The 15,106-nt window shown below is 36.9% G+C and carries 11 protein-coding genes; 8 read left to right on the top strand and 3 right to left on the bottom strand.

Annotated features, from left to right (window positions below; all coding sequences use genetic code 11):
* Positions 1 to 44 precede the first annotated feature (44 nt).
* The gene (locus ACQKII_RS10405) at positions 45 to 956 is read left to right on the top strand and encodes a hypothetical protein (RefSeq protein ID WP_427458934.1); all 912 of its coding nucleotides are present in this window, start codon (positions 45 to 47) and stop codon (positions 954 to 956) included.
* Positions 957 to 1,393: 437 nt separating this feature from the next.
* Here the strand turns inward: ACQKII_RS10405 and ACQKII_RS10400 are convergent, their stop codons facing one another.
* Both ACQKII_RS10400 and ACQKII_RS10395 read right to left on the bottom strand, forming a co-directional pair.
* Entirely contained in the window at positions 1,394 to 2,668 is a 1,275-nt protein-coding gene (locus tag ACQKII_RS10400; RefSeq protein ID WP_427458932.1) for a cation:dicarboxylate symporter family transporter, read from the bottom strand.
* A 627-nt stretch (positions 2,669 to 3,295) separates the two neighbouring features.
* Complete coding sequence (locus tag ACQKII_RS10395) at positions 3,296 to 4,168, bottom strand: LysR family transcriptional regulator (RefSeq protein ID WP_427458930.1); 873 nt, start codon at positions 4,166 to 4,168, stop codon at positions 3,296 to 3,298.
* 119 nt (positions 4,169 to 4,287) lie between these two features.
* On the opposite strand from ACQKII_RS10395, the gene ACQKII_RS10390 reads away from it, so the two are divergent.
* From ACQKII_RS10390 to ACQKII_RS10380, 3 genes are all read left to right on the top strand, one after another.
* Positions 4,288 to 5,625, top strand: coding sequence for a Na+/H+ antiporter NhaC family protein (locus ACQKII_RS10390; RefSeq protein ID WP_427458928.1), 1,338 nt, complete (start codon positions 4,288 to 4,290; stop codon positions 5,623 to 5,625).
* A gap of 329 nt (positions 5,626 to 5,954) precedes the next feature.
* Positions 5,955 to 8,726 (top strand): ATP-dependent DNA helicase DinG, encoded by a 2,772-nt coding sequence (dinG, locus tag ACQKII_RS10385; RefSeq protein ID WP_427458926.1) that lies wholly within the window; start codon positions 5,955 to 5,957, stop codon positions 8,724 to 8,726.
* A 375-nt stretch (positions 8,727 to 9,101) separates the two neighbouring features.
* Positions 9,102 to 9,380 carry a hypothetical protein gene (locus ACQKII_RS10380; protein ID WP_427458924.1) on the top strand — a complete coding sequence of 93 codons (279 nt, stop codon included), beginning with the start codon at positions 9,102 to 9,104 and terminating at the stop codon, positions 9,378 to 9,380.
* A 72-nt stretch (positions 9,381 to 9,452) separates the two neighbouring features.
* Here the strand turns inward: ACQKII_RS10380 and ACQKII_RS10375 are convergent, their stop codons facing one another.
* The gene (locus ACQKII_RS10375) at positions 9,453 to 9,944 is read right to left on the bottom strand and encodes a hypothetical protein (RefSeq protein ID WP_427458922.1); all 492 of its coding nucleotides are present in this window, start codon (positions 9,942 to 9,944) and stop codon (positions 9,453 to 9,455) included.
* A gap of 731 nt (positions 9,945 to 10,675) precedes the next feature.
* On the opposite strand from ACQKII_RS10375, the gene ACQKII_RS10370 reads away from it, so the two are divergent.
* The 4 genes from ACQKII_RS10370 to ACQKII_RS10355 all read left to right on the top strand — a co-directional run bounded on the left by ACQKII_RS10370 (position 10,676) and on the right by ACQKII_RS10355 (position 14,578).
* Positions 10,676 to 12,175: a methyl-accepting chemotaxis protein gene (locus ACQKII_RS10370; RefSeq protein ID WP_427458920.1), complete on the top strand. Its 1,500-nt coding sequence runs from the start codon at positions 10,676 to 10,678 to the stop codon at positions 12,173 to 12,175.
* A gap of 529 nt (positions 12,176 to 12,704) precedes the next feature.
* Positions 12,705 to 13,475 carry an isocitrate lyase/PEP mutase family protein gene (locus ACQKII_RS10365; protein WP_427458918.1) on the top strand — a complete coding sequence of 257 codons (771 nt, stop codon included), beginning with the start codon at positions 12,705 to 12,707 and terminating at the stop codon, positions 13,473 to 13,475.
* A gap of 23 nt (positions 13,476 to 13,498) precedes the next feature.
* Positions 13,499 to 14,059, top strand: a complete 561-nt coding sequence (locus ACQKII_RS10360; protein WP_427458916.1) for a bifunctional transcriptional activator/DNA repair enzyme AdaA — start codon at positions 13,499 to 13,501, stop codon at positions 14,057 to 14,059.
* 12 nt (positions 14,060 to 14,071) lie between these two features.
* Positions 14,072 to 14,578 carry a DNA glycosylase gene (locus tag ACQKII_RS10355; protein ID WP_427458914.1) on the top strand — a complete coding sequence of 169 codons (507 nt, stop codon included), beginning with the start codon at positions 14,072 to 14,074 and terminating at the stop codon, positions 14,576 to 14,578.
* Positions 14,579 to 15,106 lie beyond the last annotated feature (528 nt).

The raw sequence follows: 15,106 nt of genomic DNA, 5'->3' as shown, positions 1-15,106 counted from the left end.
ATATAGAGTGTAAGACAAAACACTTTAAAAGGAGATTAATAACTATGAAAAAGAAAAAGAAATTGGCTGCTACTACTTTAGGTGCTGTATTTGCGCTTTCAACTTTTGGGTCTGCATTTGCTGCTGAAGTCCCAACCCAAATTATTGGAAGTAGTGAATTTGTGGTAGAGCAAGTGAGTAAAACGGTTAACTTTGATGAGATTTCTAAAGAAGATGTACTATCCATTTTTAACCAAGCAGAAGCGGGTACACTAACGAAAGAGGAAGCCATAAAACAACTTGATGAAGCTTTTGGGACTAAGGAAGATAAAAAACTAGTCAGCAAACCAGTTAACTTTGAAGAGATCTCTAAAGAAGTGGTACAAGCCATTTTTAATCAAGCAGAAGCAGGTACACTAACGAAAGAGGAAGCCATAAAACAACTTAATGAAGCTCTTGGGATTAAGGAAGACAAAAATAAAGTGAGTGGTCCAGTAAGCAAACCAGCTAACTTTGATGAGATTTCTAAAGAAGATGTAATATCCATTTTTAACCAATCGGAAGCAGGTACACTAAAAAAAGAGGAAGCCATAAAACAGCTTAATGAAGCTCTTGGGATTAAGGAAGATAAAAAACCAGTAAGCAAACCAGCTAACTTTGATGAGATTTCTAAAGAAGAAATACTATCCATTTTTAACCAAGCAGAAGCGGGTACACTAAAAAAAGAGGAAGCCATAAAACAACTTAATGAAGCTCTTGGGATTAAAGAAGACAAAAATAAAGTGAGTGGTCCAGTAAGCAAACCAGCTAACTTTGATGAGATTTCTAAAGAAGATGTACTATCCATTTTTAACCAAGCAGAAGCAGGTACACTAACGAAAGAGAAAGCCATAAAACAACTTAATGAAGCTCTTGGGATTAAGGAAGACAAAAATAAAGTGAGTGGTCCAGTAAGCAAACCAGCTAATTTCGATTGAGATATATAAAGAAAACTAAAAATAACTTGATGAAGTTCAGAATCTGAAGTAAGAAAAACCAACCTTAAATAAAATACGGCAGTATTCACTCCCTTAGATAGACCTATTTATCTAAGGGAGTATTTTTTTAACTCGAAAAAATTATTAAAAAAATTTGAGTACCAACCGTCTCCATACGCTGAAATCATTAGATTGGAAGCAGTATTAAAACCCTTGTGTATCAAGGGTTTTTTTATTGGTAATTTATAAATTAACAAATGAATATTGCTTCCTAACAGGGAATGAAGTCGATGCATTTCGGATACACTTTTGTATCCATAGAAAAACACCTTACGCTGATTTCTTGGTATTCAATACCCGTTTGTTTTCAACGTAAGGTGTTATTATTTTATTTGTCTCATTTTAGGTCAATATAATGCCATATAGCGTGATGATTTTTATGCTAAGGTTTCATTATCTTTAAAGTAATTTTTCATTTTGTCTGCATCGAAACGGCCTTCCCATTTCGCCATTACTAATGACGCAAGTGAGTTACCAATTACGTTAACGACTGTACGTCCCATATCAAGAATACGATCGATACCTGCGATGAATGCTAAACCTTCTAATGGAATGCCAACAGTACCTAAAGTTGCTAAAAGTACAACGAAAGATACGCCTGGAACACCTGCAATCCCTTTAGATGTAACCATTAATACAAGCATTAACGTAATTTGTTCACCAATGCTTAGGTGAATGCCGTACATTTGAGCAATAAATAAGGCAGCAATCGCTTGATAAAGTGTTGAACCATCTAAGTTAAAGGAGTAGCCAGTAGGAATAACAAAGGATACGATATCCTTTGGAGCACCTAATTTCTCCATTTTTAACATAATTCGAGGTAAAACAGCCTCAGAACTTGCTGTTGAGAACGCTAAAATCAGCTCATCTTTTAATACTTTAATTAAGAAGAAGATGCTGACACCTGCGAATTTCGCCACAAGCGCAAGAACGACAAAGATGAAAAATAGCATTGTTCCATAAACCAGTATAGCAAGTTTGGCAAGTGGTACCAGGGAAGTGAATCCATATTTGGAAACGGTTACACCAATTAAACCAAACACCCCAATTGGAGCGAATTTCATCACAAGGTTTGTTACCCAGAACATAGCATCCGCTACACCTTGGAAGAATCCTAAAACTGGCTTTCCTCGTTCACCAACGGCAGCAACACCCAGACCGAAGATGACAGAGAAGAAGATAATAGCAAGCATATCGCCCTCAGCCATAGATTGGATAATATTAGTTGGTACAATACCTACAATAATATCGAAAGGTCCTTCATGTTGTACTTCCTCAGTTGTCGAAACGTATTTCGAAATATCCCCTTGAGAAAGTTCGTTCATATTTATACCAGCACCTGGTTGGAACAGATTTGCCGAAAGTAATCCGACAACAATTGCGACTGTTGTAATAACTTCAAAGTAAATAAGTGACTTCCCGCCTAATCGCCCAAGCTGTTTCATATCGCCTGTCCCAGCAACACCAACGATTAATGTAGAAATAATAATTGGAACAACAATCATCTTAATCAGATGTAGAAAGATATCCCCTAGTGGTTGTAGATATTTTTCAATATTGGGGTTTCCATAAAAAATACCACCAACAATAATACCTAAAATCAAACCGACTAAAATTTGAGTGGCTAAACTAATTTTAAATTTCTTCCTCAAAACCTCGTACCTCCTGATATTAAAATTTATAAGACATGTCTTACTTTAATAATATTACGGAGAACTTACGAAATCCGATAAAATCCGAGAAGAATTATTTCATTTTTTAGAAATATTTGAATATATCACCTTGATACATTTCTTAATAGTAACCCTTGCTTGACGATTTTCGTATAAACAACATCACCTAAATTAGAGATATCTATCATCGTATTAATATTGTACTGCGCAATATAATGTTGGCAATAATCAACTTAGGTCACTAAGAGGCGTCTTATATTTTTTAGCAAAAAAGCCGAAAAATATGTAAGCAGTGAATAAATTCTTACATATTTTCGGCTGATTAATATTATTGTGAATTAGATAATTGCCCGTGTGTTTATCGTTAGAATTTCAACTAAGTCATGCTTGGATGAAACTTTCCGGCAAGACGTTTCACAATAATGGGGTCGGTTCACCTACACTGTAAAGTTGCAAATGATGCATAGATCTGGTACAGGCAATGTAGAATACTCTGCGGTTTTTTCGTTAAGAGGAGGGCCCGAAATTGGACAGACCTAATGGGTTGCCGTCTTTTTTTGCAGGATTTCTTGAAATAGAGGAGTCCCAAAATGCCCAATTCTGTATTTATTCCTTAAGAAATGTTTCAATAAAATGACGTGCTGTAGCAGTCATATATTGATTTTTCATCCAAACAATAGCCGTCTGAGTAAGTAATGACTCTTCAGCAATTTCTTTATATGTAAAGTCATTATTCTCAAATAATTGTAACCAGTCTCTCTGGACAATTGCGGTACCAATACCCAAATTTGCCCAAAGTAAAATGGATCGAGTATCATCGATTTTGCCAATTATATTTGGTTCAAATCCAGCTTTTTGACAGGCCATTGTTATCATTTTCTCATATCTATTGTGTACGAGTAATGGTTGTTCCGATAAATCCGCTATTGCTATCTTCGAAGATTCATTTTCCTTCCAAAATGGTTCTCCAACAGTAACTGCAACCATTGGTTCCTCTGGAAGCAAAATAGAATCCAAATACTCTGAATTAATAGGGGTTCTGACAATACCGATATCTATTAATCCCTTGTTTAACATATCCAAAATTTCGGGTGTGTTACGGTGTATAATTTGAAAGCCAATATTAGGGTATATTTGATTGAATTTATATATTTGTTCAGGCAGTATTGCATCACCCGTAACTGCAAGAGTTCCAATTTTTAAAATACCACGCTTGCCTTCGTCGAAATCCTTTAATTCTTTAACTGTAGTTTCGAGTAAATTAATAATTTGTTTCGCTCTGTAGTGTAATCTTTTCCCTGATTCTGTAATTTTAAGATTTCTAGTATTTCTTTCGAATAACTGTATACCCAATTCTTCTTCTAATAATTTCAATTGTTTACTAAGAGGTGGTTGTGCCATATGCAATTTTTCTGCTGCCTTCGTAATGTTTCCTTCATCAGCAATTGCAAGGAAATATTTAAGTTGTTTGATATCCATAAAAAGCATCTCCGATTTAATTTATTCCTAAAAACTATTAATAATATACCATTTAGATATTTTTATTATATATAAGTGTTTAGTAAAATAAAACTATTCTTTATTTGGGAGAGAGTTTTATGGATATAGTAATTTCACTTTTAATAATATTTATTACATTAATTATTTGCATCCTTAAGAACATTTACATTTTTTATCCTCTTTTATTTGGTTTGAGTATTTTAATAGTACTAGCATTAAAACGAGGATATCAGATAAAAGAAATATTAACGATGTTATTAAAAGGTGCTTTAAAAACAAATCAAATTTATATTCTTTTGCTATTAATTGGCGCATCTACTGCTATTTGGATGAGTAGTGGAACGATTTCTGCTTTTATATTTTATGGTATAAAAATTATTAATCCAAATCTTTTCATTATCTCCGTTTTTTTTATTACTTTAGTGGTTTCATTCATTATAGGATCATCTTTTGGAACGGTAGGTACAATTGGCATTGTATTTATTACTTTGGCTAAAGCAAGTAATATAAATCTGGATTTAACTGCAGGTGCCATAATAACTGCTGCTTATATTGGAGAGAGAATTTCTCCATTATCATCTAGTGCTAATTTGATTGCGATTTTAACTGAAACCAATCTTTATAACAATTTAAAAAGAATGTCCTTATCAACAGTAGTTCCGTTTATGCTGACTGTTGGTATTTATGTAATACTATCAATAAAAAATCCACTTAGTATGAAGTCACTAAATATTAATACAGAACTTCAAAATTCCTTTAATCTAAATTTAATGGTTCTAATACCTGCAGTTATTATTTTGATATTCGTAATTTTTAAAATTGATGTGCGCATAGCCTTGTTAGTGAGTATTGTGATTGCTTGTGTAGAAAGTCTTTTGCTCCAATCTACAACATTTGGTGAAATAGTTCATTTTATCATTTTTGGATATGAAATGAATGCTAACAATAATATTTCAACTATTATACATGGTGGTGGGATACTACCAATGCTTAAAACAATTTTGATCGTGATAATCTCATCATGCTATGCAGGAATCTTTGAAGGGACAAAAATGCTTAAGGATTTCGAGACCATTTTAGAAATGACAAGTCAAAAGTTTGGAACATTTTTTTCTATGATTTTAGCAAGTATTGCTGGTTGTTTTATTGGCTGTAGTCAAACATTTGCCATAATAACCGCTCATCAACTTATGAGTAAAATCTATATAAAAAGAAATATAAAAAAATCTGATATTGCACGCGATATTGGAAATACTGCTTTAATTATTGCTCCTTTAGTACCCTGGAATATTGCGTCAACTTTTCCGGCACTAATCTTATCAGTTGGCGCAGGGTATATACCGTATGCCTTTTTTCTATATTTTGTACCTATATTTGGGTTAATTAAAGCCATCGACTTAAATTATAAAAAATATGTACTCGATACAAAAAGTTAAATTCAAAAGCAAAACGATAAATTGTAACTATGCGGGTAGTCGCTCTTTCTTAAGTAATGGGAATTATTCTAGTTATACAAGTTGTCAATAACGTAAGGATATTTAGTTTCTCAAATCTTCAGTTACGGGGTGCTTTAGTTTACCAAGAAATTTAAGGGAGCCTTGTTAAAAATAATCTTTAAGTAGCCAGAATTGCATAAAAATCGCTTAACCTTCCTGACTAAATGCTAAATCCGCTCAACGGAAGCAAATGAAAACGACAGAAGCATGACCTGATACATGATTTTATGATAAAATTCAACTATCAAAAGTGAACTGTGAGTTGAGATATGATGGAAAGTCAAAAGTATGCAATTGTAGATTTGGAGACAACGGGTCATTCGCCAGCAAATGGTGACCGGATGATTCAAATTGCTATTGTAATTATGAAGGATTGGGAAATTGAGCGTACGTATACGAAGTTTATTCATCCGGGTAAAACCATTCCGTCCTTTATTCAAGATTTAACGCAAATTACGGATGAGGATGTAAAGGAAGCCTTACCGTTTGAAGCGCATGCCGACTACATATATGAGCTAATTACCGGTTGTGTGTTTGTCGCGCATAATACGGATTTTGACTTATCCTTTTTACAAGCAGAGTTTAAACGAGCGGGTTTACCAAAATGGCAAGGCAAGAAAATGGATACGGTTGAGCTAGCAAAAATTTTGTTCCCAACGTCATTAAGCTTTAAGCTTGGCGATTTAGCAGCGGATTTAAATATTGAGCTAACCCATGCACATCGAGCGGATGATGATGCGCGTGCGACAGCCGAACTTTTCAAACAATGTTGGAAAGAGCTACTCGGGCTGCCTCAGCTGACACTCGAACAAATGCATAAACGATCGTTCCGTTTAAAATCAAATTTAGCCCAGCTATTCTTTGAGGCACTTCAAATTAAACGACAACACGTCACAACGCATGACAATATATCGTATTACCGCAATTTTGCTATTTGCGATGGACGAAAAACACATACAAATAAGCTGGAACTAACACCGTACCCACAAACAGCAACTGACAAAGAAAACCTTATGGCAAAGGCCATGCCGAATTACGAGCAACGACCAGCACAATTTGCGATGATGGACACTATTTGGCAAGCACTTCACGATAAAGAAGAATGTGTGCTTGAGGCATCAACAGGCATCGGCAAAACGGTCGCTTACTTACTACCTGCCATTTTATATGCCCGTACACACAATAAAAAAATTGCGATTAGTACGTACACAGCACACTTACAGGAACAGCTTGTGGAAGAGGAATTACCGAAAATCGAAAAAATCCTCGACACAAAGGTCAATATTGCTGTCCTCAAAGGCATGCAACATTATATCGATCTTACACGTTTTGAACAGTATATGGCCTATGCGGACGAATCCTATGACGATACTTTCACCATTTTACAGCTTCTCGTATGGCTTACTAAAACGGAAACAGGTGTGTTAAGCGAGCTTAATGTCTCAGGTGGAGGACAGTTATTCTTAGAAAAGATTCGTAAAATGCCAGATGAAAAACCGTCAAAGGGCTTCGATTTCTATGAACAAGCGTTAAAAAATAGCGAAACAGCTGATTGTATAGTGACCAATCATTCCATGGTACTCAGCGATTTAGTACGTCAAACACCTATTTTCACACAAATTGATGGCTGGATAGTTGATGAGGCCCATCAATTTATTCAATCTGCTATGCAACAAGATGAAACAGTTTTATCTTATACGCAATGGAAATACGTTTTTGGACAAATTGGCACAATGGAGGACACAGCACTCTTTCAGCAATTTAGTCAAGCGGCTAAGAAGAAACAACGTGTGCCCATGCAAAGCTTACAGCAACTCGATAAACAATTTATACGCCTCCAACGTGTCTTTGATGAAACCATTCAGCGTGCCGTACAGAGAATGCAGCAACAATTAAAAGGCAAGCAAGTAGGCAGAAAATGCACCTTATTTTTAGAGGATGTATCATTGGCAAAAGAGCCACTATTGCACGTTAGCAAGCTACTTCAGCAGTGGTTAGACCTAGCAACTGAAGCTGGTCAAGCCTTTGAGAACGACATCGAACAGCTCGACAAAAACGAGGTTTTTATATTATCAGAATGGCATTATTGGATTCGCGAAATGAAGCTGAAAGTCGTCGAATGGGAAGAAATTTTCCTTTCACCACAGCAAGATAATTCAGTATGGCTTGAGTTCGATTTACGTAGTGTACCAGGCAGTCTATGCGTCTATAAAAAGCCAATTAATGTGACACCCATTATTGGAAAAGTACTTGCACCACTTCGTCGACAAGCAAGTATCGTGTGGACCTCAGGTACGTTAACTGTGCCAGGCAATGAACGTTTTGTTACACGTCAACTAGGCATTCCCGATAGTGTGCAAGTAGTACAGCTACAGGCACCACCAGCGTATTATGCGGGTGCGAAGGCCTATATTGTCACAGATATGCCTGATATTCAACATGTTACACAAGATGAATATATTGAAGCGGTTGCGCATGCCATCACACGCACCGTCCGCATGACGGAAGGGCGCTGTTTCGTGCTATTTACAGCGCAGGACATGCTACGAAAAACCGTTGAACTCATCCAAGATAGCGAATTGCTCGACGACTATATGCTTTTTGCTCAAGGCGTTACGGGCGGTAGCCGCATGCGCATCCTAAAATCATTCCAAAAATTTAGTCATGCCGTGCTATTTGGAACAAACAGTTTTTGGGAAGGTGTAGACGTACCAGGCGACGCACTAGCATCGGTTATTGTCGTGCGCCTACCATTCTCATCACCAGAAGAGCCGGTGTTTAAAGCGCGTGCTAAACACCTTGCCGATCAAGGACGTAACTCGTTTAATGAACTATCACTGCCAGAAGCTATTATGCGCTTTAAGCAAGGATTTGGTCGCTTGATTCGTTCATCTCAAGATAAAGGTGCCTTTATTGTCTTGGATCGCCGCATCAGCACAAAATCATATGGTAAGGAATTTATTAATGCTTTGCCACCAATTGATGTTAAAAAATTACAGTTACCAGAGTTACTAAAGGAATTAAGTAATTGGCAAAAATAAATGAAATTCCCCTGGGTTGAAATTTGACACCTAGGGGAATTTTTGATGTAACTTTTTGATGTAACTTTTTGATGGCTGATGAGCGTAATCATTCGATGCAATCCTAGAGTTGAATGATTTCATAAATCTGGGGAGAATAGTTTGACTAAGTGATAAGATGGTTAATTTTTTTAGCAGAAATTCCTAATTTTAAAATCGAAATATCTACTAGCTATTGTCGTTTTTTATTTATAATTTCCTTCAAGTCTAATGCATGATTTTGTGTACAATACTTTGCTTATAGAGATTCGCGCCTTCATCTGCGTATATTTTCTGGCCATTTTACAATACTATGTCTAGTTATTTTAACAAATTGGCAGGAAGGGAAGAGCGTAATTGGCTAAGCACTCAGATATAAGCTGGAAACAGGATCATCCAAGTACTTTGTTTAGCAACTCTGTTCAAAAGGCAGAGCGTTTGCTGAAGCATGCAAAGTCACACCCGGAGGAGATTGCAATTGAACATACTTTCAATCAAATAGAGCGTGCTGAAAATGCACGCTTGAATGCAGAACAGTATGGTGAGCATTTGGATACAGTCGAACAAAATAAAGAATACTTAGAGCGGATTAAGCAGCAATTACACGAAGTGCAAGAAGAAGTGAAAAAGCAGTAAGACAAGATAAATAAAATGCAAAAACGGCTTGAGCCCTGGACTCAAGCCGTTTTAATTTATTTACAATATAAATTAACACCAAACGATTACTTCATATGGTGTGGTTTGTGCAGGAATACTTCTTGTAGTAGGACCATAGATGACAATTAAGTTTCGATTGGCAGGATTTTTTGAAAAGGGCTGCCCATTTTTAAGGAAGATAGGGGTATAGGGAGACAGATTTAATTGTAATTGGCCGTCACTACTCACCAATTGGTTATTAAAAAAGTCTACTTTTACATTTTGATTGTTGCTTTCTTTTACAACGACAAGCGCACGATATTGCGGAGGGTATATCATAGGTACAGGTGCATCTCCATCATAATAGCCAGTAATCCAATCACCGAGCGTTACAATTTCTTGGTTTACAAAGTATGTTGAAGGTGAGACCACAAAATTGACGATGCCACCAGTACCATCTTCTACGCCCATGAGTTTATAACAACCTTCCCCCTCTCCATTTTGCCCAATCGCAAAATCATTTAACTGTGTAACAATCCCACGCAAAGATTTGAAATTTACCATAGCCATTCCTTTCGTTATAAAATTTCAATTCATCATTGTAAAGGGAAAAAATGATTTGTAATCACCAGACAAACAGTATCATTTTAATTTATGTAACATGCCTAATAGGGGTGACAGAGAATGTATGGATTCTAAATTTTTTGATGAAAAGAATTCATATATATATTTTACATCAATCAATATATACTTAATTAGTACGATAACGTTATTTTTTTCAGAGGAGGGGAACCCATGAAGTGGATTTCTAAAAATAAGAAACCCCTTATATTATTCCTCATTATTATTATTTGCATAGCTGGTCTACTCGATATCAAATATGAAGGATTATTCTTCCGTATATTGCCTAGATCTATTCAAACCTATTTAGCTGATATTTTTAATTAACAGCGTACTAAAAGTATGTGATATTTTTTAGGCAATTTTTATGTTGAAAGAGCGAATAAATGATATGACTGACTGACCTAGAAATAGGAAAAAATAAAAACACCTTTCGTTGAAAACAGGTATTGTACCTTATGAAACCAACGTGAAGGTGTTTTTTTATGGATAGTTGGGAGGATTTTACTAACGTTGAGGGAGGAATTGAATATTATTAATTGCGTCACATTATTCATGTTTTTCGGATTTCTTATCGATTATAATAGAAAAAACACTAACCGTGTCGAATGTTCATGACTAATTATTCTTAGGTTAATGTTGAGGTTTTATGAGTTAACAAGGGGGAGCGGCACATGTTTTTTAAAAAAGGGCAGGATACAACAAATAGCAATCTTATCAAATTAAGCGAGTTACAATACCAATTAGCAAAACAGGGTCAGTTTGATTACCAATATAAACTAACGACAGAGAATGAAGAGTTGCAACAGTTCATACATAACTTGAATGAAGTGAGTAGACTACGACAGGCGTATGAGGGTCAATTACAACAAAGAATGAGCCATGTAGTTAACAGTAATCATATAGGCTTTTGGGAGCTACAATTACCGACTGGACGCTTAGAGGATCGTCAGAACGTGTTTGTTGTGTCAGCAGAACTAAAGGAGCTTCTTGGATTCGACGACCATGCTTTTAACGGTGGCTTTCATGATTTCAAGCAACGTATAGCTGTGGCATACCAAACAGATTTTAACGACCTATTAGTAGATTGTCTAAAGAAGCAAACACAGTTCAGTTTTGAACACTTGATGCGCTTTCAGGATGGTCTGGAACGCTGGGTTCGTACTACTGGCACCGTTACACGTCCTTCTTCTGATGAAGAGCTCCACATTGTGGGGACAGTTATGAATATTCACGAGGAAAAAGTAAGTGCAGAAAAAATAAAGGGCTATGTAACACGCTATGATTTAATCAATGAAGCACTTGTTGAAGCACCATGGGATATGATTGTAGATCAAGGTGACCCCTTGAATCCTCAGAATTCTTTTTGGTGGAGTCCACAATTTCGTAGAACATTAGGCTTTAAAGATGAAAAAGATTTTCCTAATATTATGAGTTCATGGAGTGATCGCCTGCATCCAGAAGACCATGAGTTAGCGTTTGGCGCGTTCAGTGCACACTTATTGGATTTTTCGGGTCGTACGCCGTTTGATGTGGATTATCGCCTACAACTAAAATCAGGTGAATATCGTTGGTTCCATGCGAGCGGTACAACGCTTCGTGACAGTAAGGGGGCACCTTTACGTGTGGCAGGGACAATTCGTGATATTACACATGAAAAAATGAAAGAACAAGATGTGCAGGAAACGATGGCACGTATGGAAGAGTTAACAGCATCCATCAATGAAATGGTTGTTGGGATCAATTCCATTACGATACAAGCACAGGAGCTTGCACATACACAGGAAAAAACAACAGTTGCTGCAAACGATGCAAAAGGGTTAGCAGATGAAACACAGATCATTTCGAATTTTATTCGTGCAATTGCCGATCAAACAAATCTACTTGGATTAAATGCGGCAATAGAAGCGGCACGCGCTGGGGAACAAGGAAAAGGATTTGGCGTAGTAGCTGAAGAGGTCCGTAAATTAGCGGTAAATTCAGCTGAGGCAACAGGGAATATTGAATCAAGCTTAATGCAAATCAAAGTTTCCATTGATACAATTATCGATTATATGGATAAAATTAGTGAGCTTGCACAAACGCAGGCTGCTTTGACGGAACAACTGAATGCCTCAGCTGACGAAATTGGTACGATGTCACAGGATTTAGTGAGATTTTCTAAACAACAGTAGAAAAAATTTTTCAATCATATACTTATGTGAATTATCCTTCAGATTGAGAAGAACGGTTAATAATAAGCTCCTCATAAGATAAACAGGTTAAAAATAAAAATCTGTTTATCTAAGGGAGGGCACTGAAAAAGTCCAAAAATGAATTTTAGCCATGGTGGAAACGATTAATCGTTGCTACCATGGCTTTTGCTTGATGCCGTAGATTTCCGTTTCGGTGGCCGCTTTCTTGGGGACGAACCTTGAGCCTCCTCGTCGCTAACGCTCCTGCGGGATCTCAAGCTGTTCGTTAGTCCCTCAAGGAGTCGCCGTCTACACGACAAAAGAAGCGTTGAGACAGTACCTACTGTCGGTTGACGCTTCTTTTTTGCTTACAAAATTGCAGTCATATGTGCTATGGCTAAGGTGATGAAAATTCAACACATCATGATTCTTTTTTAAAGTTTCTCAGACCATAACAGCAAGATTGAGGAGGCAATACATACGGAATCCCTGTTAATATGAGGGCTACAAACAGTAGGGAGGCAGTATCATGACAACCATACAACAATTTAATGAGCTACATGCATCACAAGAACTTTTATTTATCGGCAATGCCTGGGATTTACTATCTGCGTTAACGCTTGAAAACGCGGGCTTCAAGGCAATTGGTACAACGAGCTGGGGAATTGCCAACTCGCTTGGCTACGCTGATGGAGAGTTAATAGAATTTAATAGGCATTTAGCGATTATAAAAACGATTGCCGAAAATTTAAATATTCCAGTGTCCGCAGATATTGAGGCTGGGTATGGCAGTGACACAAAAACGATTGTTGAAAACGTGTTAAGGACAGCAGATGTTGGTGTTGCTGGTATCAATATTGAGGATTCACTCAAAAAACGAAAGGGACTTAGAACAATAAATGAGCATTGTAATCTTTTGACACAATTGAGAACGGCGTTAGATCATCATGGCTATAAAGATTTCTATATTAACGCTAGAACGGATACATATTTTCATGAGGAACAGCCTTTTCTTGAGACCCTAAATAGAGCGAAGGCCTATGTGGAGAGTGGAGCTAGCGGTATATTTGTTCCAGGGCTGACCGATCATCAGGAAATAAGAGAACTTACGTTGACCGTTGATGTACCCATAAATCTAATGTCTTTACCTGGATTAACGAATTGTACTATCCTTAAAGAATTAGGGGTTAAACGTTTTAGCTTTGGCAATGCATTATCAGATAAAATTATTGCTTATTTGACCAAGCATGCGAGACAATTAATGGACGCCCAGGATACTTCATGCTTATATGAGGAATAGCTGGACCCAAGGAGGGAATTTAAGTGAAGTCTACCATCAATCTTACTTTTGATGAAATGTGGGATAAAATCATGGCTTGTGATCACACATATGACGGTCAATTTTATACAGCTGTGAAAACTACTAAAATCTATTGTCGGCCCTCATGTAAATCGAGAAAACCGAAAAAAGTCAACGTGGATTTTTACGATGATATCTACAAGGTTGAACTGGCTGGTTTTCGCGCTTGCAAAAGATGTCAACCTGAGGTAGAGCACTCTCCGCATACCCAACTTATCAAAAATGTAACAACTTTATTATTAAAAGAGTATAAACAAAAGTTAACACTACAGGATATTGCCAACAATGTCGGGATTAGCCCCTATCATCTGGAACGCATCTTTAAACAAGAGACTGCTGAAACACCACGTCGTTATTTGGAAAAAATAAGAATTGACAAGGCCACACATCTTCTCAAAAGCACGGATCGGACAATGCTAGCAATTTGTTATGATGTTGGATTTCACAGTCCCTCCAATTTTTATAAAGTATTTCGACGTATAAATACGTGTTCCCCAACGGAATATCGCAATATGCATAGCTAAGGAGTGATGGATATGAAGTGGTTTGATGGCGAATCATATATAGAGATTGACACGCCTTTAGCATTTAATTTTGCACAATGCCTTGTATTTTTAGGCAGGTCGGAACAAGAGAATCTGCATCGCATAACTGACGGGTATTTATATAAATTGTTAAAGTTCGATGAAGAATTCGTTTTATGTAAAATTGGTTGTAAGCCAAATTCGATGCACATTGATTTTCCACTAACATCCCCCTCTAAAGACACGCGCGAGAATATTGCCGTCTATTTATGGGAATGGTTTGATTTAGAGCGGGGCTTGAGTTCTTTTTATAAGATGGCTCATAAGGATACTATTCTGCAGCCTCTCGCGCAAAAATATGACGGATTACGGATGATTGGCATGCCAGATTTATTCGAAGCACTTGTCTGGGCAATAATAGGACAACAAATAAACTTAACATTCGCATATACATTAAAAAAGAGATTCGTTGAACATTTTGGGGGTGCGAAACGTTTCCCTATAAATGCGTATGCATGAAATGGGAGGACTGTTATAACAGTCACAACTGATTAACCAAAATTCGGAATGAAAGCCGTCATGTTGAGCTGAAACGAATTATCTGATACTCCTACATGCATGGACTGGTAATAGATAGGACGTGTATGAAGCTAGGTAAAGTCGGCTAAAGAGTACCTAAGTTGCTAAGAAAGGATAGGGTTCTTGATAGGTCGGGATGCTACAAAATATCTATGGTGAGAATGCCCGTCAGGGCTGACAAACTTGCGAATGTACGGGTCTAAAAATGTATTATCTCTGAAAAGGATAAACTGCACAAGCAGCGTTCATTATCGAAAAGTACGAATCCTCGATAGGAAATTCGAGATACTTAACAATGAGAGTATAAATGAACAGGCTCATAGTAAGCACCTAAAGATATATGCACAGCCAGGTTATTCGGAACGTTGTAAGCAAGGAACATCCATTCAAAACGACTATTATCGGGATGGTGGATATAAGGTGGATACCAAAATTTCTTTATCCTTGTGAAAGTAGGGGAACAGTACC

This window comes from Lysinibacillus sp. NPDC048646, assembly GCF_050272295.1.
Lineage (GTDB): Bacteria > Bacillota > Bacilli > Bacillales_A > Planococcaceae > Lysinibacillus.
This window is presented reverse-complemented; position numbering and strand designations above follow the sequence as displayed.

Coding starts and splice junctions, on each gene's coding strand:
- ACQKII_RS10405 (WP_427458934.1), top strand. CDS start 45: ATGAAAAAGAAAAAGAAATTGGCTGCTACTACTTTAGGTGCTGTATTT.
- ACQKII_RS10395 (WP_427458930.1), bottom strand. CDS start 4,168: ATGGATATCAAACAACTTAAATATTTCCTTGCAATTGCTGATGAAGGA.
- ACQKII_RS10390 (WP_427458928.1), top strand. CDS start 4,288: ATGGATATAGTAATTTCACTTTTAATAATATTTATTACATTAATTATT.
- dinG (WP_427458926.1), top strand. CDS start 5,955: ATGATGGAAAGTCAAAAGTATGCAATTGTAGATTTGGAGACAACGGGT.
- ACQKII_RS10375 (WP_427458922.1), bottom strand. CDS start 9,944: ATGGTAAATTTCAAATCTTTGCGTGGGATTGTTACACAGTTAAATGAT.
- ACQKII_RS10370 (WP_427458920.1), top strand. CDS start 10,676: ATGTTTTTTAAAAAAGGGCAGGATACAACAAATAGCAATCTTATCAAA.
- ACQKII_RS10365 (WP_427458918.1), top strand. CDS start 12,705: ATGACAACCATACAACAATTTAATGAGCTACATGCATCACAAGAACTT.
- ACQKII_RS10355 (WP_427458914.1), top strand. CDS start 14,072: ATGAAGTGGTTTGATGGCGAATCATATATAGAGATTGACACGCCTTTA.